The sequence below is a fragment of the Aeribacillus sp. FSL K6-1121 genome, from assembly GCF_038003725.1.
Classification (GTDB): Bacteria; Bacillota; Bacilli; order Bacillales; family Aeribacillaceae; genus Aeribacillus; species Aeribacillus composti.
Genome location: NZ_JBBOPS010000001.1, coordinates 4,019,699 through 4,042,500 on the forward strand (window position 1 = coordinate 4,019,699; position 22,802 = coordinate 4,042,500).

Sequence of the window (22,802 nt, forward strand, 5' to 3'; positions counted from 1 at the left end):
AATCATAATAAGAACGGTTGAATTTTGCTTCATAGTTTTATAGCATCAACGGCTAGAAAAGTCAGCAAAATGTTCCTTACAAGCTGAAAAATCTATTGTTACAGTATTCATACACTTTCATGCTTAAAACTTCCATTTATTTATTTTTTCTATGGTACTATAAAAATGAGGTGTCTGTACATGTTTATTGTAAAAATAGAAGTTCAACCTAAAAAGAAAAATCGTTTTAATATTTACGTCGATAGAGGAAACGGTGAAATATTTGCTTTTAGCGTCGGGGAAGATGTTTTAATTAAGCACGGGCTAAGAAAAGGGATGGAGCTTGATGAGCTGGATATAGATGCGATTTTGCACGAGGATCAAATAAAAGCAGCATTCAACAAAGCTTTAACTTTTCTTGGCTATCGAATGAGATCGGAAAAAGAGGTCCGTGACTATCTTGTAAGTCAAGGTATAGATGAGAGGGTTATTGAACGTGTAATGGTTGAGCTTCAATTAAAAAATTATGTAAATGACAAGGAGTTTGCGGAAGCCTTTGTAAGAACGCAAATGAAAACCACTTTGAAAGGGCCCGGCATAATAAAAGCAGAACTGGGACAAAAAGGGATTGAGAGCGATTTGATAGAAGCAGCTCTTGATCTTTTCACGAAAGAAAGACAAATAGAAGCAGCGTATAAATTAGCTGAAAAGCAATTGGGAAAAAAAGCGAACATATCTATGTCGCAGCTAAAGCAAAAAATAGAGCAGGCAATGTTTAGGAAAGGTTTTTCATCCGAAGTGATTCAAGCTGTTTTAGAGATGCTGCCTTTACATGAACGTCATGACCAAGAATGGGAAGCATTATTAATACAAGGCGAAAAAGGGAAAAAAAAGTATTCCCATCTAGATATGTACACATATCGTCAAAAGCTTGCGCAATTTTTATATCGAAAAGGTTTTTCGCAAGAACTTATTCAGCAATATTTGCAAAAACACTTAGAGAAAAGCGAGGAATAGGAATGGAAAAACGGTACAGTGAAATGACGGAATACGAGCTAAAAAATGAAATTGCCCGATTAAAAGAAAAAGCGCGCAAAGCGGAACAGCACGGAATGATCAACGAATATGCTGTCCTGGAAAGGAAAATTGCTATGGCAAAAGCATATATGTTGAATCCTGACGATTTTCCGCCAGGTGAGACGTATGAAATCGATGGAGCTCCTGGTGAATATTTCAAAGTTGAATATTTAAAAGGAGTTTTCGCTTGGGGGTATCGATTATCATCTCCTTTAAAGGAGGAAGCACTGCCGATATCGATGTTGATTAAAAAAAGTAATATAAATGAGAAATAAGTTGAGAACGAAAAATGAAGGAAGTTGGGGAAAAGAGTGGCCGCTGATTTCTTTCAATCGTTTTTTTCTTCCTGTTCGTGGCTATGCTTCATCGCGCCTAACTTTACATTATGGTTATCAAACTGAATACTCTCTCAATTGACCTTGAAAGGATACGGATTTCGTTTTTAGCTTGAAATCTTTTGTTAACAAATAGTATCAAAAAAAACCATATATTTAATAAGGCGAATAATGGAAATTTGTTTACTCAAGCAATGTTGAAGCTAAATATTTTCTTTATTAAATTTAATCGAGGAAATCATAGTTGAGTTTTGAATCTAGGCGATTATTTTTAAAAATTAAAAAAGGTCTGTATAAACAAGATCATGCCAAATAATGGCATGATCTCGTATTATTTATTTATGAACGTTTTCGCATTTCGTTTTCCAAAATGATTAAGCTTTGGGTTTGCTGGGTTTCCCCGTTTACTTGACGGAATGAATGTTTCGGTTTTCCCCAAGCTCCTAAAAATTCGTTTTTCTGCTTTTTTGATAAGGATGATCGGTTTGTGTCCATTTGTAAACACCTCTTGAAAGGTCAATGGTTATGAAAAATTTTTATCGCGTTCTCCTGAAGCTTTCATCCTCTCTTGAGGGTGTGTGTTAATGGTTCCGTTCGCACGACGTGACGCGAATTCCGCTTTAGCACGTGGCTCACCGTCAAATTTTTCATGCTGCGGAAATCCTTTTGCTTTATTGCGCATCGCAGATCCTCCAAGGAGAAAAAAATTTGCGCTATTGGACGCGCATAAATAGTATTTGCTTATTAGAAGCCAATATAAAAGAAAATTAAGGAAATGTCATAATCAATCAATTAGCGGTTTAAGTTTTTTCTTCATTCTTTTTTTACTGAAAATCCAACCTGTGTACGAACGAACAATGTTGAGGTCTTTATCGAGCTGTGCAACTGCTACAAAGGGATAATGACCTTTGCTGAAATAACGCAAGTCAATCAAACGGATTTCGGTATAATCAAGCTGCTCTTTTATTTGCCAATGGAAAACAGGGGAAAAATGCAAAAATGCTGAAATATTCCGGTCTTTTTTTGCGGCTTCCATTGCAGGGTGATTCGGCAGCTCTTTGCGCTCAAATTGGTCGACGATTTGAATTTCGGTAAAATTTGAATATGCAACGTAATAATGTTCTTTTGTCACAATGACGAGCTGCCACTTGCGGAATTTCATTGTTGGGTTAAATATGACGTTTTTAACATTTTTCCATCTGTTTAAGATTTTTTTCTTAATCGATCTTTGCATTAGAAGTCTAACGACATAATATAAAGCGATTATGCAATAAATAATTAAAAAGGTATAGCCCCCATGGGCGCCGGAAAGCCAAATGCCAATGCCGACAATATGAGCGATGAAGATAAACGAATCAAACGTATTAATTGTGCCCAGCGCAATCCACTTTTCAGAAAAAGGTCTGAGAGCTTGAGTGCCGTAGCCGTTGAAAATGTCGACAACAACATGAAGAACAACAGCTAATAACGTCCAAATCCATACATGGATGAGGCTGCTGCTTGGCATAATAAAATGAATTGCTCCAGTGATCAACAGCGACCATAATAAAACTGCGGGAATTGAATGAGTTATTCCGCGATGATTTTTTAAATAAGCTGCATTATTTTTAAATTTAAGAACCGTATCAAGATCTGGTGCTTGTGAACCGATAATCGTGCCAACAAGAACTGCCTCGCTTGTCAGAAAGGAACCGCCGACAGCCGGATCCAAAGTTGCTAAGCCTCCCAATGCGATTCCCATGACGAAATGTGTACCTGTATCCAAAGCCATCCTCCTTAGCTGAAAAAACAATCGTTATGATGATATTTGAATTTTTTCCATTGAACGCAAAAAACATAAATTCATTTTTTCTTTCATGCCAAAAAAAAATAATGTACGATAAATTCATAAGTTCTTTTTAGTGTAACATATTTTGAAGTGCATAATGGAGGAAATATTGAAAAATGGGTCAATCACTGCAAAAAATTGAGAATTTCGATATTAAAACATTTCAGGAGGACCTGATCGGCTGGTATATACGGGAAAAAAGAGATTTGCCCTGGAGAAAGGACCAAGATCCATACAAAGTATGGGTATCTGAAATAATGCTTCAGCAAACACGGGTGGAAACGGTTATACCGTACTTTAACAATTTTATTAAAAAATTCCCGAATGTTGAAGCGCTGGCAAATGCGGATGAAGAAGAGGTTTTAAAGGCATGGGAAGGCCTAGGCTATTATTCGCGCGCCCGAAATTTGCACAGTGCAGTGAAAGAGGTGGCAGCAAAATACGGAGGAAAACTTCCGGATGACCCGAAGCAGCTTGGAAAATTAAAAGGAATTGGGCCTTATACAAAAGGAGCAATATTAAGCATTGCTTATAACAAGCCTGAGCCTGCTGTTGACGGCAATGTGATGAGAGTGCTGTCAAGAATTTTACTGATTGAAGAAGATATAGCAAAGCCAAAAACAAGAAGAATATTTGAAGAAGCGGCTGCAAATCTTATTTCAAAAGAACGTCCTTCCGATTTTAATCAAGCATTAATGGAATTGGGAGCAATGGTTTGTACGCCGACTTCTCCGTCCTGTTTGCTTTGTCCTGTACAGGAGCATTGTCTTGCCTTTTCAGAAGGATTACAGGAAAAGTTGCCAGTAAAAACACGAAGCAAATCAACAAAGCAAGTTTCGATTGCTTGCGCGGTTTTAGTGCAAAACAACGATTTATATATTCATAAAAGACCTGACACAGGACTGCTTGCGAATTTGTGGGAATTTCCAAATTGCGAAGTTCGCACAAACAGAATTCCTAAAAGGATATATCTAGAAAATTTTTTGCGGGAAGAATACGGTGTTGAAGCGGAATTAAGCGAGCTAAAAGGAACGATTCAGCATGTTTTTTCCCATTTGACATGGAATATTAATGTTTATTTCGGCAAAGTTTGTAGCGATGAATCAATGAAAGAGCTTGAAAAAGTTTTCATCAAGGATATTGATCGATATGCTTTTCCTGTACCTCATCAAAAAATATTTGCTCTTTATAAGGAAAAAGCTGGCATACAAGTGGAGCCGTAATTCCATTGGGAAGTGAATGAAAATGCAATCGGCATGTACCGATTGCATCTATTATACCTCTAAAAATTGGTTTAATCAGTCTTTGTTAATACCGCCGCGCGCTTCAATTTCTTCTATAATTTCACGGTGAATGGTATGACCTTCTATATTCAGGTAAGGCATAATTTGTTGAAAGGCGCGGTGATAATGCTGAAGCTCCTCACTGCTCCAAGCTTGCTTCGAGATCATGGAGAGCTCTGTCATATCTCGTATAGGCAATTTACAAAAACTCCTTTTTATATGTTTTTCTATATCTATTCTTTGTTACGATAGAAATAACTATTCAATACATAAGGAGATGTAAAATATGAATGAAAAAGTAGCGCTTGTCACAGGATCTTCAAGAGGAATCGGCAAAGCTATTGCCTTGAGGCTTGCTGAAAAAGGGTATCACATCGTCATTAATTATGCTCGCAGCAAATCGAAAGCGATCGAAACCGCGGAAGAAATTGAACGTCTTGGTGTGAAAACGCTTGTGGTGAAGGCAAACGTCGGAAAACCAGAAAAAATAAAGGAAATGTTTGCAGAAATTGACAAAACGTTTGGACGGCTTGATATTTTAGTAAACAATGCAGCATCTGGAGTTTTACGCCCTCTAATGGAAATTGAAGAATCCCATTGGGATTGGACGATGGATATTAATGCAAAAGCACTTCTTTTTTGTGCGCAGGAAGCAGCAAAATTGATGGAAAAACACGGCGGCGGACACATCGTGAGCATCAGCTCTTTAGGGTCTATTCGCTATTTAAAAAATTACACGACAGTAGGGGTTTCTAAAGCAGCTCTTGAAGCTTTAACTAGATATTTAGCAGTTGAATTAGCACCGAAAAATATTGTAGTAAATGCGGTTTCCGGCGCAGCTGTCGATACGGATGCATTGACACATTTTCCGAACAGGGAGGAAATTTTAAACGAAGCAAAAGAAAAGACTCCGGCTGGAAGAATGATTGAAAAAGAGGATATCGTAAATGCAGTTGAATTTTTGCTCTCTGAAAAAGCTTTCATGATAAGAGGGCAAACTTTGATCGTAGATGGAGGCATTTCCTTATTGCTGTAACTGCAAATTTTTTTGGATAAGTTTTTTCCCTCCTGGACATGATATATGACGTGGAGGTGAAAAATGATGGCAAAACAACAGCAAAACAAAACAAATGCTCAACAAGTGAGAAAGCAAAACCAACAATCAGCTCAAGGATTTGGAACAGAATTTGCTGCTGAAACAGATGCACAACAAGTAAGACAACAAAATCAACAATCTGAACAAAATAAACAACAAAATTCTTAACTATTAATTTTGAATGTTTCTTTTAAAAGAGCCAGGCAAAAAGCGGAGAACGTTTCAGCTCTCCGCTTTCTTTCATTAAAGGAAAAAAACATAGATGATGATCGCCAAAATGATCCGATAAATAGCAAATGGTGTAAGTTTAATGCGGTTGATCAACTGCAAAAAGAATCTTATGGCCAAAAGCGCGAAAATAAACGCACTGATGAATCCGGCGATAAAAAACGGCAGGACGTCGATCGTGAAATGCTCCCAATTTTTAATAAGAGAAAGACCGCTCGCCCCCGCCATTATCGGCACAGCCATAATAAACGTAAAATCGGAAGCTGCACGATGGCTTAAACCGGCTAAAACCCCGCCGGAAATCGTTGAACCGGAACGCGAAAAACCAGGCCAAAGGGAAATGCATTGGATGAGGCCGATGGTTAGCGCTTGTTTGTATGTAATTTGATCAACCGTTTCTGCTTTCGGTTTTCTTGGACCAAATAGGTCTGCTGCAATCATTAATAATGCCCCTAACACAAGGCCGACTAATACTCTATGAGCGGAAAACAAGTACGTATCAATATAGTCTTCAAATAAAAAACCTAAGACGGCAGCAGGAAGAAGTCCTGTGATGACAAGGCCAAGCGTTAATCTTTGACCGTTTGGATGCTGCATTTTCTTAATCTGTAATAAATCGAAAAAGCGATCTTTAAATACGATCACCGCTGCTAATATTGATCCAAGCTGAATGACGACTTTAAAAGAGTTGGCGACAGGCTCTGAATATAATTCTTTAGATTTTAGAAGAATGTCATCAACAAGAATCATATGTCCAGTAGAAGAAACAGGGGCAAATTCCGTTAACCCTTCAACAATGCCTAAAATGACAGCTGTGATGATTTCCCACACGATATAGTAACTTCCTTTCTCTCTTAAAAAATCAAAGTTTGTAATGATTCAATCTTGTCAGATTGTACATAATGAATGAATGGAGAGTCAATAATAATTTTGACCTAAGCGTTCATACGACAAAACTTCTTAATTGTCTACATAACTTGTCAAAGGAATCAAGTGAAATAGTTAGAATATGTATCCATAAATATTTTATTAGGGAGGGATTCATTTGAATACATATAACCGCTTTGATCTGCTAGTTGGCGAACAGCTTGAAACGATGGATAAGCTTGTATCGCTTCAATCTAAAATAGAGCATTATCAACAAATGGAATTGGAATTTTTGAGACAAAATGATGATAAGAAATTGCGTTCTGTGCAAAAAGAAATTGAAAAAATGAAAAATGAGTTGATAGACATTCAAAAAACGTTTGAAAAGCAAACGGAAGAAGTTATTAAAATGTACCAAATCGAAATGTATGACTCGAGTCAGCCATTTTAGCGGCATGGCTCTTTTATTTTCTTTTTGAATATCAAACGTTATAATAAAGAAAAATGATTTTTTCGGATTTGAAGTGAACTGTTCATTAGAAAGTAGGGAACAAAATGGCGCTGCCAAAGGAAGGAGATATCATTCAAATACACAGTTATAAACATAATGGATGCATTCATCGTGTTTGGGAGGAAACGACCGTTTTAAAAGGATCGCAAAACTGTATTATTGGCGGCAACGATCGAACAACGGTTACCGAAGCTGACGGAAGAACTTGGATTACAAGGGAGCCGGCGATTTGTTATTTTCATGCACGTCATTGGTTTAATGTAATTGGAATGATTCGTGGTGACGGCATTTATTATTATTGCAACATCAGTTCTCCTTTTGTTTGGGATAATGAGGCATTAAAGTATATTGATTATGATTTGGATATTAAAGTGTTCCCGGATATGACCTATACACTGTTAGATGAAGATGAATATGAACGGCATAAGAAATCAATGAAATATCCGCAAGTCATTGACCGTATCTTAAAGAATAATGTGAACAAATTAATTTATTGGATACGCGGTAGAAAAGGTCCGTTTTCCCCTGAATTTATCGATCAGTGGTATGAAAGATATTTAACATATTTATGATGGAAAAGTCTGTTGGAATATCAACAGACTTTTCGCTTTGCATTGATCTGAAAGGAGAGAAATGGTTGGGTTCGATTAAACGCTATTTTCAATTTGTAAAACCATATAAAAAACAAATTTTTTTAACGATTTTCATCGGGATTATAAAGTTTGGCATTCCTTTGTTAATTCCGCTCGTATTGAAATATATCGTCGACAATATTTTAAACGGATCATTATCAAATGACTTAAAGATAGAGATGCTTCTTTTTTTAATGGGCATCATGTTGTTTATATTCCTCGTCATACGGCCGCCGATCGAGTATTATCGGCAATATTTTGCGCAATGGACGGGAAGCAAAATTTTATATGATATTCGCGATCAACTGTTTACTCATCTTCAGCGGCTGAGCTTAAGATATTATTCAAACAATCGTGCGGGAGAAATTATTTCGCGGGTGATTAATGATGTTGAACAAACAAAGACGTTTGTTATTACGGGCCTTATGAATCTATGGCTTGACCTTTTTACTATTATATTTGCCATTGGGATTATGTTTACGATGGATGTAACGTTGACCATTGTATCGATTATGTTGCTTCCTATATACGGATTGTCAGTTAAATATTTTTACGGCAGGCTTCGTCATTTGACAAGAGTTAGGTCGCAGGCGCTGGCAGAGGTGCAGGGGCATTTGCATGAGAGGGTCAGCGGAATGGCTGTCATTCAAAGCTTTGCGAATGAAGAGCATGAACAAAAAGAATTTGATCGTGAAAATCGCAATTTTCTTGAAAGGGCGATTGATCATACAAAATGGAACGCCAAAACGTTTGCTGTTGTTAACACCGTTACTGACCTAGCGCCTCTTTTCGTCATTTTTTACGGGGCTTATGAAGTGATACAAGGGAATTTAACGATCGGGACGATGGTTGCCTTTACGGCCTATATTGATCGGTTGTACAATCCTCTTCGCCGTTTGATCAATTCATCAACCACTTTAACACAGGCTTTCGCTTCAATGGACAGAGTATTTGAGTTTCTGGACGAACCTTACGATATTGTTGATAAACAGGATGCAATAGCAGCAGACAAACTTTCGGGGGAAATTATTTTTGACAAAGTATCCTTTCGCTATAATGACAACGAAGAATTTGTACTAAAGGATATTCATTTAACGATTCAAAAAGGGGAGACGGTCGCTTTTGTCGGGATGAGCGGAGGGGGAAAATCCACCCTTGTGAGTCTTGTTCCGAGGTTTTGGGATGTAACGGAAGGAAAAATTTTGTTGGACGGCATTGACGTTAGAGATTATAAAGTGCAAAGCGTCAGGGACCAGATCGGCATAGTTTTGCAGGATCCTTTTTTATTCAGTGAATCGATAAAAACGAATATTTTAATTGGCAAACCAAATGCAACGGATGAAGAGGTCATAAAAGCGGCCAAAGCAGCTAACGCTCACGAGTTTATTATGAGTTTGCCTGATGGCTATAATACGAAAGTGGGCGAAAGAGGCGTGAAGTTATCCGGCGGTCAAAAACAGCGAATTGCAATTGCCCGAGTATTTTTAAAAAATCCTCCGATTTTCATTTTGGATGAAGCTACGTCTGCTTTGGATTTAGAAAGTGAACAATTTATCCAAGAAGCCCTTGATAAACTGGCAAAAAACCGTACGACCTTAATTGTTGCCCATCGTCTGTCTACAATTACTCATGCAGATAAAATTGTACTAATTGAAAACGGGAAAATTGTTGAAACCGGAACTCATGAAGAACTAATGAAAAAGCGCGGACATTACTATAAACTATTTCAAATTCAGCAATTGGGTGAATGGTAAAAAATACCGCAGCAAAATGGGTAATTAGTCATTTGCTTTGAAATCCATAATATACTTTAATTTTAGCAAGACTTTTGCCAGTCAAGTTTTTCATAAATTTTTGATTCAATCCCTTTTGAAAAAACGATTTTGGTAGAATAAAAGAAAAGACTAAATTCGTATAAGAACGGAGGTTGTCATGGCGGCGGAAAAGCAGTTAATTGAAAAAAACTTTTATCAAACATTATTAAAAGAAAATGAAACGAAACATCCGATCCAACTGCTTGGGGAGCTTTTTCAAGAAGAACAAAAAAAGGTCGCATATGATCTGTCTTATGTACGCTATGCTCAAGGAGAAGTGTATTTCCACCACAAAGATTATGAAGCGGCAATTTTTAAATGGGAAAATATAGAGAATGAGCTGGCGCCATGGGCGAGAAAAAATGTCGGAGATGCATATTTTGAATTAGGATTATTTTCATCTGCGGAAGAAATGTACCGTTCCATTGAAACGGATTCAAAAGTTCTTAAAGCAGAAGCATCGCTAAAGCTGTTTTCGCTTTACCGACTTCAAGGAGAAAAAGAAAAGGCGTATGAGGCGATTCGTGATGCGGTATCGATCAACCCTGACCATGGTCAAGCATCCACCATCGCTATTCAATTTTATGAAGAACAGGAAGATTGGGACAAAGCTGTCCATCTTACGGTTGAAGAATTAATTCGGACTGAAAAAGCGGAATGGTTTCAGCGTTTGATCAATTATGTTGAACAAGGTTTTGTCAAAGAAAAAGAGCCGGATTATTTCTTTAAAGCATTAACGGTTTTATACAGAACCGACGTAGAGCAATTCGAGAAGCTTGCTGTTTCGCTGTGGCGATGCTATAAACACGATCAAAAATATTTTATTCCATGGTTAAAAACGATAAACAATCTAATTTTCAATGTGAAAGTGGACGAATTTCAGCATTGGGATGAAATATCGCGTTTTTATGAAGAATCCTATAATAAGCTTCTTGGCGGATCATATTTACTAAAAGAGCTTCAAGATATTATGCCGGACATTTTAGCCAATTGGCTGAAACTATCGACAGGAAAACAACTATCGACCGCTGCAGCAGCTGTCGTTGCATGGAGTGAAATTTACCGTTCAAGCTTAGATGAGAAAGTGATAGAAGAAGCGGAGAACGTTTTGGCATCAGGTAGTCATGATCGTGCTGATGGTCATGAAGCCAAAAAACGGCTATTTGCGAAGCTGGTCGATTGGGCGGAAATAAATCAAGTAAATCTTGGGCAGAAATATCATTGGATATTAAAAAAGATTTTTGAACAGAACGAACATTATTTGCTCATTGTTGGAGAAAGCGGTTTTGCCCGATCGCTGCTTGGCCATTCTCTTCCAAGCATTCCTTCATCAAAAATTACTATTTACTGCCATGAAGACCGGACAAACATAAAGCAAATAAATAATGAAAGCATAACAGATGTATTCGCTGAAGAAGATGCGGCAGTTCGTGAAGATGGAACAATTGTTGCGGTATGTGCGCCTAATGATTTGTTAAACGATCATAAGCTAAGTTTAATAGAAGTACCTGACATAGAGCATGTTGATCAAGAGGAGCTAAAGGAATATATACAACTGGCTGATGGGTTGGTATATGTCCATCCAGAGCATCAACCTGCTTCAGTTGAGAAAATGATAGAAAGCCTGGCATCGATTGCTTTAAAAAAGGAGCTTCCAATTTACTTTTTGCTTGAAGATAGCGGCATGCTTCATGATCATTTTAAAGAACAAATACTTGACTTTTTCCCGGAAGCTGAATTTTTCCCATTCCCTTCAAGAAATGAAGGAGAGAAGCGGAAACAGTCCTTCGCTGAATTTATTCATTCACGTTTTCCGTTTCATCAAGATAACAAAACGGAGAAGCTGTTGTTTTTCTTGAAAAAAGCTATTAAATATGCTTATAGCAAACGGATGGAATTAGAGCAGCATTTAGAAGAAAGCATCGATAAAAATAAAGAAATCGTGTCTCGATTAAAAGGATTAATACACAGCCTTGGCGATATGGAAAATGAAAAAGCTAAGGAATTGAGGCAGTCACTCCGCTCCACTTTGGAAGAAATAAAAAAGGATCTTCATGATGAGTTAAGGACTCTTTTGCGATCTGCATCGAAATTCATAACGGAAAACAGCGATTTCAGCCATTTACACATAGAATTAAACAAAAAAATGAACGATCAGGTGAAGGCGCATTTTGCTGAAACGCTGCTTCCAAAAATGTCGCAAAAAATGGGAGAATGGGTTTCATTTGCTGAAAGCGAGCTAAAACAATGCCAAGTCTATTTAGATGAAATGTGTGAATCGTTTAATTCATTGTACGGTCATGACCGTGTGAAGCTTATGTCTGATTTCAAAGTAGTGGATGATTGGCGGCGGGATATTGATCGTCTGACAACAGTGGTGAACATCGAAGAAGAAAATATTATGAACCGCTTTAAGCCTGCACAAGTTATATTAAAAGGAGCAGGAAAGCTGTTTTCGTCCATTGGGAAAAACAAGCTGTTTATCGCACAGCAATACAAAAAATACATTGAAACTGAAACATTCGATGATGCGATTCAATCGATGATCCGAAAATTTTTTGCTCAATTCGACTTATTTGAAAAAGGAATTGAACGAGATGTGAAAATGTTTTTCCGTGAACCTGTTCACAACCTTGAACAAATTGTGCAAGAAGGAGAGCAGCAAATTCGGACAGATCAACAACAATTGGACAGCTTGAAAACAAACCCAGAGATTTATTATGATCCGCTGACAGTTTTTGAATTAAACTTAAGACAATGTGAAATATTGAATGAATACCATTCCTTAAACAATAAAGCGGTCGAAACGAATATAAATAAGTTTTCTAGCGGAGATTAAAGCAATGCTTAGCACATTTTTAGATTAGGGGCTGTCCATAAAGTCAAATCCCCATTGAAAAACAAAAAAATCATAAACATCGATATATCAACGTTTCTAAAACATTAAAGGGGGCGTCAATAAGCCGAAAAAACGACTTATTAGACAGCTCCTATTTATTTTATTAGTAGAAGTGAAACGCAGGTCGAGACTGTCTGAGAGCTTTGAGCTCAAAAAGCTGACCGTGATTCTAAAGGAGCCTCCTTGTGATAACATCCAACAAAGCTTTGAGTTGGAAAGCTGAGAAAATACAGCTGTTCCAAATGATATAAAACTTGCCTGCGCTTGGATGATATAAGACGATTTCAATTTAACAAGATGAAGCGGTTTGGAAACAGCATTTCGGCGGGGATCAGTTGGATCTTGAAGACAAATTAAAACGCAGCCTTTATCCGCAAAGCTGCGTCCATGAAATTCCAGTTATCATTTGCAGCGGATAAAAATGAAATAAGATTTATTTCCAAGGCAGAAAAGCTACCGATACTTTTCTGAGAGAAGAGAGGTCATTCAGCTTCTCAAATAAATGAAATGATTGTCTTAAAAAAGATGAAAGACTACTGAATTCATGAATGAAATTCTGTAGTCTTTTACAATTTTTTGCTTTTTTCATCGCCTTCTGAAGGCTGTAATATACGGAGATGAACTTGTTTACTCTTCATCCTCCACATGAATTTTATTTTCTTTTTTATGGAAATGTTGAAAGCTGTTAATCAATGTATCTAAATGCTCCAATTGATCGTGATAATCAACGATGGCGGAGACTAAAGATAGTATTTGGTAAAACGAATCGGAATCTTCCGCTTCTTTTTCAAATTTCAAAAACGCTTGAATGAATTCTTTTCGATTAAATTTGTCATAAGGAAGCAGGTCTTCATCGTGATTGTTTTTAATTTTTTTCGTTATTTTTAACAGCGCCTGCTCATGCAAAATTAATAAAAAGTCAAGCTCTGATATAAGCATTTCATGGAGCTTTCTAGGTATTTGCCGAAGTTCGTTTTCCAAGCAATGAATTTGGCGCAATGTGTAAAATGCCCTGTTCGTTGTGATAATCATCTGTCTATACAGGACAAGTTTTCTTGATTTTGGCAATACCTTCGCTTTAGAATAAGTTCGCTCTTCTTTGTAAAGCAAAAATAAATGATCAAGTTTTATCAGCTGATCTTTGATTTTGTCTATTTCCTCTTTAAGAGGGGCAAACTCAGATTTATTTCGAATATTGATCCGAATCCATTTCATAATCTCATGGGAAATTTCGGTGATTTTATGGTAAAGCTTTGTTTCGTATTTTGGCGGCATAAATATCAAATTAACAAAAAAAGCTGATAAAACCCCAAGTAAAATCGTTAAAAACCGTATGGTAGCAAACTGTACAAAATCGTCACCTGTTGTTTCAAGTATCGCAATAACCGTTACTAAAGCAATTGCGATTGTGTTTTCAATCTTTAATTTTAAACAAATAGCAATGGTAATCACTGCTGTAAGACCAATAATAAACGGGTTTGTTCCGAAAGAAATCCCGAATAAAACTGCGACAACAGCGCCGATTATATTTGCCTGAACTTGTTCAATGACGGTTAAATATGATCTATATATTGACGGCTGTATCGCAAAGATAGCTGCAATCCCTGCAAATGCTGGAGATGGAAAATGAAGCATCTCTGCCAGCATTAATGCCAGTGTAATTGCAATACCTGTTTTTAAGATACGGGCTCCAAGTTTCATGTTGAATAAAAATTTTTCCTTCCTTTCATCAAAAAGGTTGTAAGCTATTCAGACTATACATTGTTTAACACGAATATTCAAGGTTATTTTAAGAGAAAGGAAAAAATTAACACTCTTGTAATATGATATGATCCTTTAATATAGACAGACCAAATAGTTACGTTGTGATCGAGCGAACTTTTGCACTTTTTTCGTACAACTGAAGAGGCGGCAGTTTTACATCACCTCCATCGTTTCCAAAAGAAATAAACAACCTGAGTCCATAAATATCGGGCTCAGGCTGCTTAAAGATTTACTTTTTCATTTTGCCTGCTTGTGCAGTAGGCGCTTTAGTAAGACTCATTTTTTGTCATGTGAAAGCTGTTTAAACGATTGTTCGACTGCCGAAATGGTTTTTTTAATGTCCTCTTCTGTATGAGCGATTGTAATAAACCAGGCCTCATATTTAGACGGCGCCAAATTAATGCCTTGATGAAGCATCAGTTTAAAAAATTTAGCAAACATTTCTCCGTCTGTTTTTTCGGCTTGCTCATAATTCGTCACCTTTTCGCGTGTAAAATATACTGTTAATGCACCTTTTAAACGGTTGATGGTGATCGGTATATTATATGATCTTCCAGCGTTTAAAATGCCTTCTTCAAGCATCCTGCCGAGCTTATCAAGATAGTCATAAACTCCTTCTTCGCTCAGCACTTCCAAACAAGCAATTCCTGCTAAGATCGATGCAGGGTTTCCTGCCATCGTCCCTGCCTGATAAGCCGGTCCTAATGGCGCCACCTGCTCCATAATTTCTTTACGGCCGCCGTAAGCTCCGATCGGAAGGCCTCCGCCGATAATTTTTCCAAGTGCGGTTAAATCAGGCTCTACATGAAGCAGATTTTGGGCACCGCCGTACATAAATCGAAACGCTGTAATAACTTCGTCAAAAATAAGCAGCGCGCCTGCTTTGTGAGTAAGCTGTTTGACTGTTTCTAAAAATCCTTCCTTAGGTTCCACAATACCAAAGTTTCCGACAATTGGTTCAACTAAAACGGCTGCAACTTCATTTCCCCATCTATGAATAGCTTGTTCAAACGCCTCCACATCATTAAAAGGTACAGTGATAACTTCTTGAGCAATGCTTTTTGGTACCCCTGCGGAATCAGGCGTTCCAAGGGTCGATGGACCTGATCCTGCTGCGACAAGCACCAAATCGGAATGTCCATGGTAGCACCCGGCAAATTTAATGATTTTATCCCTTCCTGTGTATGCACGGGCAACTCGAATTGTTGTCATTACTGCTTCTGTTCCAGAATTGACGAAGCGGACCTTTTCTAGAGAAGGGATAGCTTCTTTTAACATTTTTGCAAATTTGATTTCATGAGGCGTCGGTGTTCCATATAGGACGCCTGTCTCGGCAGCGTGCTTGATTGCTTTTGTAATATGAGGGTGTGCATGGCCGGTGATGATCGGGCCATATGCTGCTAAGTAATCGATATATTTGTTGCCATCAACATCCCAAAAATAGGCGCCCTGCGCCCGCTCCATTACAACAGGTGCTCCTCCGCCGACAGCTTTATAAGAACGGGACGGGCTATTTACCCCTCCTACAATATGTTCGAGCGCTTCTTTATGCAGCTGTTCTGATTTTGTAAAATTCATTGTTTCACCTTCTTTTTTACTTAACTGTACAGCCAAAAATATTCAAGCATCCTCGTTTATTCTAGCACTTTTCATAAAAAAGAAAAAAGGTGCATGCAAATTGTTAATTTCAAATAATTCGAGTAAACTAATGTTTGTGATTGATCGATGGAGGTTACAGCTATGAATGTCATTGAAGTAGAGAATTTGCGCAAAGAATTTAAGAGCTATTCAAGCCGCTCTGGATTAAAGGGGGCTTTTCGCGATTTATTCACTAGAAACTATAAAATCAACAGAGCTGTTAATGATATTTCCTTTACAGTGAAACAGGGAGAAATGGTGGGTTATATAGGCGAAAACGGCGCAGGGAAATCGACAACGATCAAAATGCTAACAGGGATTTTAACACCAACATCAGGGAAGGTCCTGGTGAACAATATGAATCCTCATAAGGAACGGGAAAAGTTTGTCCGGACAATCGGTGTTGTATTCGGACAGCGTTCACAGCTTTGGTGGGATATTGCTGTTCAAGAGTCATTCAGGCTTTTAAAAAAGGTATATAAAGTGTCCGATCAAGATTATAACGAACATATGGATCATGTCATTAAAACGCTGGATATCGGCCCTTTGTTAGATAAGCCGGTGCGAAAGCTGTCATTAGGGCAGCGGATGAGATGCGAGCTTGCCGCAGCATTAATTCATAATCCTCCTCTTTTATTTTTGGATGAGCCGACGATCGGCTTGGACGTTTTAGTCAAGCTGAAAATTCGTGAATTTTTGAAAGAGATAAATGCCAAATACAAAACAACGATTTTGCTGACGACACATGATATTGCGGATATAGAAGCATTGTGTGAACGCGTCATAATGCTTGATGAAGGAAAGATTATATATGACGGCTCTTTGGACCATTTGCGCGGGAATTGGGGAAAAGGGAAGCAAATTGAATTTCAATTTGCCTCTTCTGTTGATGAATCCCTTATATTGCAATTAACGAATGGTTTTCACGTGCAATGGATGAAGGGAGATAAAAGCAATGTTTGGATCGCGCAAATTGCGAATCATGAGGAAATGCCGGAAATCATTAGCCGCGTCATGAAGGCTCAAACTATCGTGGATCTAAGCATTAAAGAAATATCAACGGAGGAGATTATACGCAACATTTATGAAAAAGGTGATGCGAACAGTAACTTAGAAAAGGTGATCATGAATGTCTAAATATTTGGAAATGATCCGCATCCGTTTTTTAATGATGCTCGCTTACAGGACAAACTATTATTCTGGAATTCTCATATACAGCATTAATATCGGTGCTTACTACTTTTTATGGACAGCCATTTATGGGGGAAAAGAAAGCATTCAAGGTTTAGATGCAGCGCAAATGGTGACATACGTGGCAATTTCATGGATGGCAAGAGCATTTTATTTTAACAACATCGACAGGGAAATCGCAATGGAAATTAGAGAAGGAAAAGTGGCAGTGGAGCTGATTCGTCCCTACAATTATCTTGGCATGAAAACGATGCAGGCGTTTGGAGAAGGCGTTTTTCGCCTTTTCTTTTTTTCCATGCCTGGAATGGTGATTGTAAGCTTTATTTTTCCGCTCGAATTGCCGCTTGATTGGCAGGCGTGGTCTTTTTTTGCCATTTCCATATTTTTTAGTTTTGTTATTAATACAGAAATTAATTTATTGACAGGAATCTCAGCTTTTTTCTTATTTAACAACGACGGACTAATGAGAGCGAAACGCGTCGTCATTGACTTGTTTTCCGGACTGCTGCTCCCCATTAGCTTCTACCCAGTTTGGGCTCAAGAAATAATGGAATATTTGCCTTTTCAAGCAATCAGTTATATTCCAAGCATGATCTTTACAAAAGGATTCCAAGAGGCTGAAATTACAGACGCTATTCTTTTTCAATTGTTTTGGTCCATTTTATTGATCATTCCAATTTGTGCTATGTGGGCGGTTGCGAAAAGAAAAATGATTATTCAAGGGGGGTGAAAAGATGTTTTATGTGTCAATGTTTTTTCAATATATCGCTCAATATTTAAAAACAAGGATGGAATACAGAGCGGATATGATTGTAGAGATATTGTCTGATCTATTGTTTCAGGCAGTAAATTTAGTTTTTATTCTCGTCGTATTTGGACATACAGAATCGCTTGGCGGCTGGCAAAGAGATGAAATTATTTTCATTTATGGCTTTTTCTTAGTTCCTTATGCTTTATTCAGCACCTTTTTTAACATTTGGGATTTTAATGAACGATATATTGTAAACGGTGAAATGGATCGCATTTTAACGAGACCGATCCACAGTTTGTTTCAGGTGATATTGGAGAGAATGGAGCTTGAATCGCTTTTTGGCGTTATTACAGGGCTTGTTGTCATGGGGTATGCAGCAGCCCGGCTGAATCTTACTTTTCATTGGTATGACATTTTTATTTTTATTCTATTTGTATTTGGCGGCACCCTTGTCTGCGGCAGTATTTTTGTTGCGCTTGCATCGATTGGGTTTTGGTCGGATGCAAAAACATCGATTATGCCAATGATGTATAACATTGGAAACTACGGCCGCTATCCAGTAAATATTTACAACGATGTGATACGTTTTATTTTAACGTGGATTTTGCCGTTTGCCTTTGTGGGAGTTTATCCGGCTTCCTATTTTTTACGAAAAACGGATTGGTATATTTACGCTTTTTTAACTCCTGTGATAGGCCTTCTGTTTTTTATTTTGTCGGTTATTATTTGGAATATTGGAGTGAAGCGATATCGAGGGGCAGGAAGCTGATCATAGTTTCCTTTCGTTAAGCGATAAAATTCAAAGAGGCTGTTGACATCAGTTTGGTTGACGAACAAGTTTCCTTTAGCTAGTGATAAAATTCAATAAGGCTGAATAACATGTACAAACAATAATTTTCGGGGGAAATTATGGCGATTGTCGTAGGAACAGGGATAATGTTCTGTTTGGTTATGAGCATTCGAACGATGTTTTCTGCTGTGAAAAGAGGTACGTTCCTTACGTTTGAAACTGTATATTTAATTGCTTTAGTATATGCCTCTTTTTTGTTAGGATTTGGTGTGATTTATTTAATTTTAACTCAATACGGCTTTCCGATTTTAGCTGAATCTGGGCGGCCTCTTTATGGGACGTATTTAGAAAATTTAACCACCTGCTTATACTTTAGTGCAGTTACGCTGTTTTCTGTAGGCTATGGGGATATCACTCCTTTCGGCATTGGAAGGTGGATTGCAATTGTACAGGCGATGATTGGCTACATATTGCCTACGGTTGTTGTTGCCAAAACAATGATTGATATTGAGAAGAAACAATAGTTGTAACATGAAGCGAAATTCGGTACGCTGAAGATAAAATGAACAACTGGAGGGATTAGATATGGCAGCTGAAGTGGGAAAGCCTGCACCAGATTTTGAGCTGACTGCTGACACTGGAGAAAAAGTAAAACTTTCTGATTTTAAAGGAAAATATGTAGTGCTGTATTTTTACCCGAAAGATATGACTCCGGGATGCACAACGGAAGCGTGCGATTTTCGCGATAAATATGAAAGCTTTCAAGAGCTTGATGCCGTCATTTTAGGAGTAAGCCCTGATCCGCAGGAACGACATCAAAAATTTAAAGAGAAGCACGGGCTCCCTTTTTTGCTTCTCGTTGATGAAGATCATAAAGTTGCGGAACAATACGGAGTATGGAAATTAAAGAAAAACTTTGGAAAAGAATACATGGGAATCGAACGATCTACTTTTATTATAGACAAACAAGGAATATTAGTGAAAGAATGGCGAAAAGTAAAAGTGAAAGGACATGTTGAAGAAGCTCTCACATTTATTCAAAATAGAGAAGAATGACAGCAAATGATTTGCTCTGTTCACCCTATGTTGTCAAGGCGGGCATTTGTGCCCGCTTTTTCCCGTGCAAAAGCGAAAATCTTTTTCTTAAATTGGTGCATTTTTTCAATGGATAGATAAAATGTTCTACTAAATTAAACGCTCCCATTGACAAAAGTCTTATAATCAATGTACACTAATTATAAATATTATAAAGTAATAATGATACAAAATAAGAATGTTTTCAAGAAATGAGGTGCATGGCGATGTCAGACAATACGTTAAAGGAAGCTCTTGAAATTTTAAAACAAACGGGAGTCCGCATCACTCCGCAGCGTCATGCGATTTTGGAGTATTTAGTTAATTCAATGAATCATCCAACTGCTGATGATATATATAAAGCGTTAGAAGGTAAGTTTCCAAACATGAGTGTTGCAACTGTTTATAACAACCTTCGGGTATTTCGTGAAGTTGGACTGGTAAAAGAATTAACGTATGGCGATGCATCTAGTCGATTCGATTTTGTGACAACGGAGCATTATCATGTCATTTGCGAGGAATGCGGAAAAATCGTTGATTTCCATTATCCAGGTTTAGACGAGGTGGAGGATCTTGCAGAGCATGTAACGAACTTTAAAGTTAGCCACCACCGAATGGAAATATACGGGAAATGCCCTGCATGTCAGCAAAAAGAAAAAAATATGCACTGAGAAAGCTGGTAGGAAAACAAACTATCAGCTTTCTCTTTTCCTTGATTTACGATTGTACTTTTCGTCGAATTCTTTGCCTTCAAGCTCTTTATCAAGAGTCAAAGGCTCTCTGCAATACATGCACATATCCACACGACCGAGCATTTTTGTCACTTTCCCGCATGAAGGACATACAACTTGAACAGCTCTCGTCGATAGCATCCCGATCCAGAAATAGACGACAGTACTTCCGATGATGGATAATAAACCAAGCAGCATGAAAATGGTCATGACCCATACATGTTCTCTGAAAAAGATGCCTATGTACATAATGATAAAACCAACAAATACTAAACTTAAGGCAAAAGTGCGGATTTTATTTATTTTGCTTGTATATTTTTTAGCCATTGTACAAACCTCCTGAACACTACTATAGCATATTTTCACTTTTTTTTCGTCACAGAACGGCCAATTGCTAACAGTATTTCTTTTTTTATTTATAGAAGCTTTTGTTTAATGTGTTTTATTCAGACAGCGGATGAATAAATGATTTGCAGCGAATCTATATACACTTAAAGAAAGGACTCGCCATCCAGATACATTAGCTGTATTATTTAATAGAAAAAGAATGCTGCTTCTCTGCAATCCGATTATTTGGCCTTTGCTTTGCTGCTGTTGTTTATACAAACCTCCGATAAACCTTTGATTATAAAATATTATGGATTACTTAATGAAAAGGCAGCACTCAATATAGCAACAAATTTTTTAGGCAGTAGCCGGAGAATTATCGACTGATGTTTAAATAATGGAAAAATATTGTTTGACTGGAACGAGTATCTTTCCGATCTGAATCGAGCGTTAAAATACATTACCATTTCGGGGCGGAAAAGTTACCATCGTCGAAGATAATCAGGAACTCAACCAGAAGAGAGAAAGTGGAAAAATTCAGTTGAATTTGCAAAATTAATTAGACAGTGTTGGCTAAAGGAAAAGCATTGTTGATGCAAAACGATATCTTTGAAGCATATAATCATATTGTTGCTGCACTGCATCACTTGTAAAGACCGGAAGTGATCGGTTTCTGGTTGCTATATGTGCTCAAGTAAACCAAGCTGTATAAATAATTGAATTAATTGAATATGATAAAGGGCAGTATAAAAACGTTTCAAATTATTTTTATATTGCGTTTGGCTGTCTAATCCGTTCAATAGCTGATTTCTGTGCGGCTCAAAAAATGTTTTTCCGAGTTATTTGAACATCTTAAAGTCAGACTGTATTTTGCGGATTAAGTGTGCTGCTGGAATATTTAATCGAGCGGATTCAGTTGTTTAGAATCAAAGGAACAGGCGTTGGCAGTTTTTATTGATTTTTTTTAAAAAAAAGTGTTGACACTAAAATTTCATGATGATATATTATAAAGCGTCGCTGTTGAAAAGATGAATAATCTTCGAAACAGCAAAATAATCTATAAATGTAAGTTTAAAAATTTTATTCCGATTGTTGACATAACTTCATTTATCTGCTAGAATAAAAAACCTGATCGGAAATGATCTTTGAAAACTGAACAAAACGAAAAGCGTGCCTGTTGATTCTAAAAGAGCATTTGGTAACAAACTTTTTTTGGAGAGTTTGATCCTGGCTCAGGACGAACGCTGGCGGCGTGCCTAATACATGCAAGTCGAGCGAACCGAAGGAGCTTGCTCCTTTAGGTTAGCGGCGGACGGGTGAGTAACACGTGGGCAACCTGCCCTGCAGACTGGGATAACTTCGGGAAACCGGAGCTAATACCGGATAACACCGAAAACCGCATGGTTTTCGGTTGAAAGGCGGCTTTTAGCTGTCACTGCAGGATGGGCCCGCGGCGCATTAGCTAGTTGGTGAGGTAACGGCTCACCAAGGCGACGATGCGTAGCCGACCTGAGAGGGTGACCGGCCACACTGGGACTGAGACACGGCCCAGACTCCTACGGGAGGCAGCAGTAGGGAATCTTCCGCAATGGACGAAAGTCTGACGGAGCAACGCCGCGTGAGCGAAGAAGGTCTTCGGATCGTAAAGCTCTGTTGTCAGGGAAGAACAAGTACCGTTCGAACAGGGCGGTACCTTGACGGTACCTGACGAGGAAGCCACGGCTAACTACGTGCCAGCAGCCGCGGTAATACGTAGGTGGCAAGCGTTGTCCGGAATTATTGGGCGTAAAGCGCGCGCAGGCGGTTCCTTAAGTCTGATGTGAAATCTCGCGGCTCAACCGCGAGCGGCCATTGGAAACTGGGGAACTTGAGTGCAGGAGAGGGGAGCGGAATTCCACGTGTAGCGGTGAAATGCGTAGAGATGTGGAGGAACACCAGTGGCGAAGGCGGCTCTCTGGCCTGTAACTGACGCTGAGGCGCGAAAGCG

General features: G+C 38.1%; 22 protein-coding genes, 1 rRNA gene and 1 pseudogene (1 of these 24 cut by a window edge). 16 read left to right on the plus strand and 8 right to left on the minus strand.

Going from position 1 to position 22,802, the window contains the following annotated elements:
* Positions 1 to 180 precede the first annotated feature (180 nt).
* Both recX and NSQ61_RS19470 read left to right on the plus strand, forming a co-directional pair.
* Positions 181 to 996, plus strand: a complete 816-nt coding sequence (gene recX, locus NSQ61_RS19465) for a recombination regulator RecX (protein WP_339197290.1) — start codon at positions 181 to 183, stop codon at positions 994 to 996.
* A gap of 2 nt (positions 997 to 998) precedes the next feature.
* Positions 999 to 1,331, plus strand: a complete 333-nt coding sequence (locus NSQ61_RS19470) for a YfhH family protein (protein ID WP_063386265.1) — start codon at positions 999 to 1,001, stop codon at positions 1,329 to 1,331.
* 399 nt (positions 1,332 to 1,730) lie between these two features.
* Here NSQ61_RS19470 and NSQ61_RS19475 read toward each other — a convergent pair whose 3' ends face one another.
* The 3 genes from NSQ61_RS19475 to NSQ61_RS19485 all read right to left on the minus strand — a co-directional run bounded on the left by NSQ61_RS19475 (position 1,731) and on the right by NSQ61_RS19485 (position 3,156).
* Complete coding sequence (locus NSQ61_RS19475; RefSeq protein ID WP_082829369.1) at positions 1,731 to 1,886, minus strand: YpzG family protein; 156 nt, start codon at positions 1,884 to 1,886, stop codon at positions 1,731 to 1,733.
* 28 nt (positions 1,887 to 1,914) lie between these two features.
* Positions 1,915 to 2,073 carry a small, acid-soluble spore protein K gene (locus NSQ61_RS19480; protein WP_066247293.1) on the minus strand — a complete coding sequence of 53 codons (159 nt, stop codon included), beginning with the start codon at positions 2,071 to 2,073 and terminating at the stop codon, positions 1,915 to 1,917.
* 102 nt (positions 2,074 to 2,175) lie between these two features.
* Positions 2,176 to 3,156: a metal-dependent hydrolase gene (locus tag NSQ61_RS19485; RefSeq protein WP_340808003.1), complete on the minus strand. Its 981-nt coding sequence runs from the start codon at positions 3,154 to 3,156 to the stop codon at positions 2,176 to 2,178.
* A 179-nt stretch (positions 3,157 to 3,335) separates the two neighbouring features.
* Between NSQ61_RS19485 and mutY the strand changes: the two genes are divergently transcribed.
* Positions 3,336 to 4,442 (plus strand): A/G-specific adenine glycosylase, encoded by a 1,107-nt coding sequence (gene mutY, locus NSQ61_RS19490; protein ID WP_063386263.1) that lies wholly within the window; start codon positions 3,336 to 3,338, stop codon positions 4,440 to 4,442.
* A gap of 75 nt (positions 4,443 to 4,517) precedes the next feature.
* On the opposite strand, the gene NSQ61_RS19495 is transcribed toward mutY, so the two are convergent.
* On the minus strand, positions 4,518 to 4,685 hold the full coding sequence (locus NSQ61_RS19495) for a cytosolic protein (protein ID WP_094246379.1): 168 nt from the start codon (positions 4,683 to 4,685) through the stop codon (positions 4,518 to 4,520).
* A gap of 103 nt (positions 4,686 to 4,788) precedes the next feature.
* On the opposite strand from NSQ61_RS19495, the gene fabL reads away from it, so the two are divergent.
* On the plus strand, positions 4,789 to 5,538 hold the full coding sequence (gene fabL / locus NSQ61_RS19500) for an enoyl-[acyl-carrier-protein] reductase FabL (protein WP_063386261.1): 750 nt from the start codon (positions 4,789 to 4,791) through the stop codon (positions 5,536 to 5,538).
* A gap of 84 nt (positions 5,539 to 5,622) precedes the next feature.
* Positions 5,623 to 5,766 (plus strand): annotated as a pseudogene (locus NSQ61_RS19505) (gamma-type small acid-soluble spore protein); the annotation flags it as partial.
* Positions 5,767 to 5,841: 75 nt separating this feature from the next.
* Here the strand turns inward: NSQ61_RS19505 and NSQ61_RS19510 are convergent.
* A complete protein-coding gene (locus NSQ61_RS19510) occupies positions 5,842 to 6,657 on the minus strand; it encodes an undecaprenyl-diphosphate phosphatase (RefSeq protein ID WP_063386260.1) in 816 nt (271 codons plus the stop codon).
* Between the two features lie 214 nt (positions 6,658 to 6,871).
* Here NSQ61_RS19510 and NSQ61_RS19515 point away from each other — a divergent pair, with 214 nt between their 5' ends.
* The 4 genes from NSQ61_RS19515 (at position 6,872) to NSQ61_RS19530 (ending at position 12,489) form a co-directional block, all read left to right on the plus strand.
* Entirely contained in the window at positions 6,872 to 7,144 is a 273-nt protein-coding gene (locus NSQ61_RS19515; protein ID WP_232515610.1) for a YgaB family protein, read from the plus strand.
* A gap of 104 nt (positions 7,145 to 7,248) precedes the next feature.
* Positions 7,249 to 7,776 (plus strand): nucleoside tri-diphosphate phosphatase, encoded by a 528-nt coding sequence (gene ntdP, locus NSQ61_RS19520; protein ID WP_063386259.1) that lies wholly within the window; start codon positions 7,249 to 7,251, stop codon positions 7,774 to 7,776.
* A gap of 65 nt (positions 7,777 to 7,841) precedes the next feature.
* On the plus strand, positions 7,842 to 9,590 hold the full coding sequence (locus NSQ61_RS19525; RefSeq protein ID WP_340808006.1) for an ABC transporter ATP-binding protein: 1,749 nt from the start codon (positions 7,842 to 7,844) through the stop codon (positions 9,588 to 9,590).
* Between the two features lie 178 nt (positions 9,591 to 9,768).
* Positions 9,769 to 12,489 carry a tetratricopeptide repeat protein gene (locus tag NSQ61_RS19530; protein WP_340808008.1) on the plus strand — a complete coding sequence of 907 codons (2,721 nt, stop codon included), beginning with the start codon at positions 9,769 to 9,771 and terminating at the stop codon, positions 12,487 to 12,489.
* A 687-nt stretch (positions 12,490 to 13,176) separates the two neighbouring features.
* Here the strand turns inward: NSQ61_RS19530 and NSQ61_RS19535 are convergent.
* On the minus strand, positions 13,177 to 14,250 hold the full coding sequence (locus NSQ61_RS19535) for an FUSC family protein (protein WP_066247279.1): 1,074 nt from the start codon (positions 14,248 to 14,250) through the stop codon (positions 13,177 to 13,179).
* Between the two features lie 339 nt (positions 14,251 to 14,589).
* Complete coding sequence (locus NSQ61_RS19540; protein WP_130158649.1) at positions 14,590 to 15,891, minus strand: glutamate-1-semialdehyde 2,1-aminomutase; 1,302 nt, start codon at positions 15,889 to 15,891, stop codon at positions 14,590 to 14,592.
* Between the two features lie 162 nt (positions 15,892 to 16,053).
* Between NSQ61_RS19540 and NSQ61_RS19545 the strand changes: the two genes are divergently transcribed.
* The 6 genes from NSQ61_RS19545 (at position 16,054) to perR (ending at position 20,428) form a co-directional block, all read left to right on the plus strand.
* Positions 16,054 to 17,088 carry an ABC transporter ATP-binding protein gene (locus NSQ61_RS19545; protein ID WP_339230201.1) on the plus strand — a complete coding sequence of 345 codons (1,035 nt, stop codon included), beginning with the start codon at positions 16,054 to 16,056 and terminating at the stop codon, positions 17,086 to 17,088.
* The gene (locus NSQ61_RS19550; protein ID WP_340808011.1) at positions 17,081 to 17,872 is read left to right on the plus strand and encodes an ABC transporter permease; all 792 of its coding nucleotides are present in this window, start codon (positions 17,081 to 17,083) and stop codon (positions 17,870 to 17,872) included. Before NSQ61_RS19545 ends, NSQ61_RS19550 begins: the two co-directional genes overlap by 8 nt.
* A 4-nt stretch (positions 17,873 to 17,876) precedes the next feature.
* Positions 17,877 to 18,662 (plus strand): ABC transporter permease, encoded by a 786-nt coding sequence (locus NSQ61_RS19555; protein ID WP_063386253.1) that lies wholly within the window; start codon positions 17,877 to 17,879, stop codon positions 18,660 to 18,662.
* Between the two features lie 140 nt (positions 18,663 to 18,802).
* Positions 18,803 to 19,207: an ion channel gene (locus tag NSQ61_RS19560; protein ID WP_063386252.1), complete on the plus strand. Its 405-nt coding sequence runs from the start codon at positions 18,803 to 18,805 to the stop codon at positions 19,205 to 19,207.
* Positions 19,208 to 19,268: 61 nt separating this feature from the next.
* On the plus strand, positions 19,269 to 19,739 hold the full coding sequence (gene bcp / locus NSQ61_RS19565) for a thioredoxin-dependent thiol peroxidase (RefSeq protein WP_063386251.1): 471 nt from the start codon (positions 19,269 to 19,271) through the stop codon (positions 19,737 to 19,739).
* Positions 19,740 to 19,984: 245 nt separating this feature from the next.
* Positions 19,985 to 20,428, plus strand: coding sequence for a peroxide-responsive transcriptional repressor PerR (gene perR, locus NSQ61_RS19570; RefSeq protein WP_186439264.1), 444 nt, complete (start codon positions 19,985 to 19,987; stop codon positions 20,426 to 20,428).
* A 24-nt stretch (positions 20,429 to 20,452) separates the two neighbouring features.
* Here the strand turns inward: perR and NSQ61_RS19575 are convergent, their stop codons facing one another.
* Positions 20,453 to 20,815: a YgzB family protein gene (locus tag NSQ61_RS19575; RefSeq protein ID WP_063386249.1), complete on the minus strand. Its 363-nt coding sequence runs from the start codon at positions 20,813 to 20,815 to the stop codon at positions 20,453 to 20,455.
* A 1,209-nt stretch (positions 20,816 to 22,024) separates the two neighbouring features.
* Here NSQ61_RS19575 and NSQ61_RS19580 point away from each other — a divergent pair.
* Positions 22,025 to 22,802: ribosomal RNA gene (locus tag NSQ61_RS19580) — 16S ribosomal RNA — on the plus strand (it continues 775 nt past the right edge of the window).

Coding starts and splice junctions, on each gene's coding strand:
- NSQ61_RS19575 (WP_063386249.1), bottom strand. CDS start 20,815: ATGGCTAAAAAATATACAAGCAAAATAAATAAAATCCGCACTTTTGCC.
- NSQ61_RS19535 (WP_066247279.1), bottom strand. CDS start 14,250: ATGAAACTTGGAGCCCGTATCTTAAAAACAGGTATTGCAATTACACTG.
- NSQ61_RS19475 (WP_082829369.1), bottom strand. CDS start 1,886: ATGGACACAAACCGATCATCCTTATCAAAAAAGCAGAAAAACGAATTT.
- perR (WP_186439264.1), top strand. CDS start 19,985: ATGTCAGACAATACGTTAAAGGAAGCTCTTGAAATTTTAAAACAAACG.
- recX (WP_339197290.1), top strand. CDS start 181: ATGTTTATTGTAAAAATAGAAGTTCAACCTAAAAAGAAAAATCGTTTT.
- bcp (WP_063386251.1), top strand. CDS start 19,269: ATGGCAGCTGAAGTGGGAAAGCCTGCACCAGATTTTGAGCTGACTGCT.
- NSQ61_RS19470 (WP_063386265.1), top strand. CDS start 999: ATGGAAAAACGGTACAGTGAAATGACGGAATACGAGCTAAAAAATGAA.
- NSQ61_RS19555 (WP_063386253.1), top strand. CDS start 17,877: ATGTTTTATGTGTCAATGTTTTTTCAATATATCGCTCAATATTTAAAA.
- NSQ61_RS19495 (WP_094246379.1), bottom strand. CDS start 4,685: ATGACAGAGCTCTCCATGATCTCGAAGCAAGCTTGGAGCAGTGAGGAG.
- NSQ61_RS19560 (WP_063386252.1), top strand. CDS start 18,803: ATGGCGATTGTCGTAGGAACAGGGATAATGTTCTGTTTGGTTATGAGC.
- NSQ61_RS19545 (WP_339230201.1), top strand. CDS start 16,054: ATGAATGTCATTGAAGTAGAGAATTTGCGCAAAGAATTTAAGAGCTAT.
- NSQ61_RS19540 (WP_130158649.1), bottom strand. CDS start 15,891: ATGAATTTTACAAAATCAGAACAGCTGCATAAAGAAGCGCTCGAACAT.
- NSQ61_RS19530 (WP_340808008.1), top strand. CDS start 9,769: ATGGCGGCGGAAAAGCAGTTAATTGAAAAAAACTTTTATCAAACATTA.
- ntdP (WP_063386259.1), top strand. CDS start 7,249: ATGGCGCTGCCAAAGGAAGGAGATATCATTCAAATACACAGTTATAAA.
- fabL (WP_063386261.1), top strand. CDS start 4,789: ATGAATGAAAAAGTAGCGCTTGTCACAGGATCTTCAAGAGGAATCGGC.
- NSQ61_RS19480 (WP_066247293.1), bottom strand. CDS start 2,073: ATGCGCAATAAAGCAAAAGGATTTCCGCAGCATGAAAAATTTGACGGT.
- NSQ61_RS19550 (WP_340808011.1), top strand. CDS start 17,081: ATGTCTAAATATTTGGAAATGATCCGCATCCGTTTTTTAATGATGCTC.
- mutY (WP_063386263.1), top strand. CDS start 3,336: ATGGGTCAATCACTGCAAAAAATTGAGAATTTCGATATTAAAACATTT.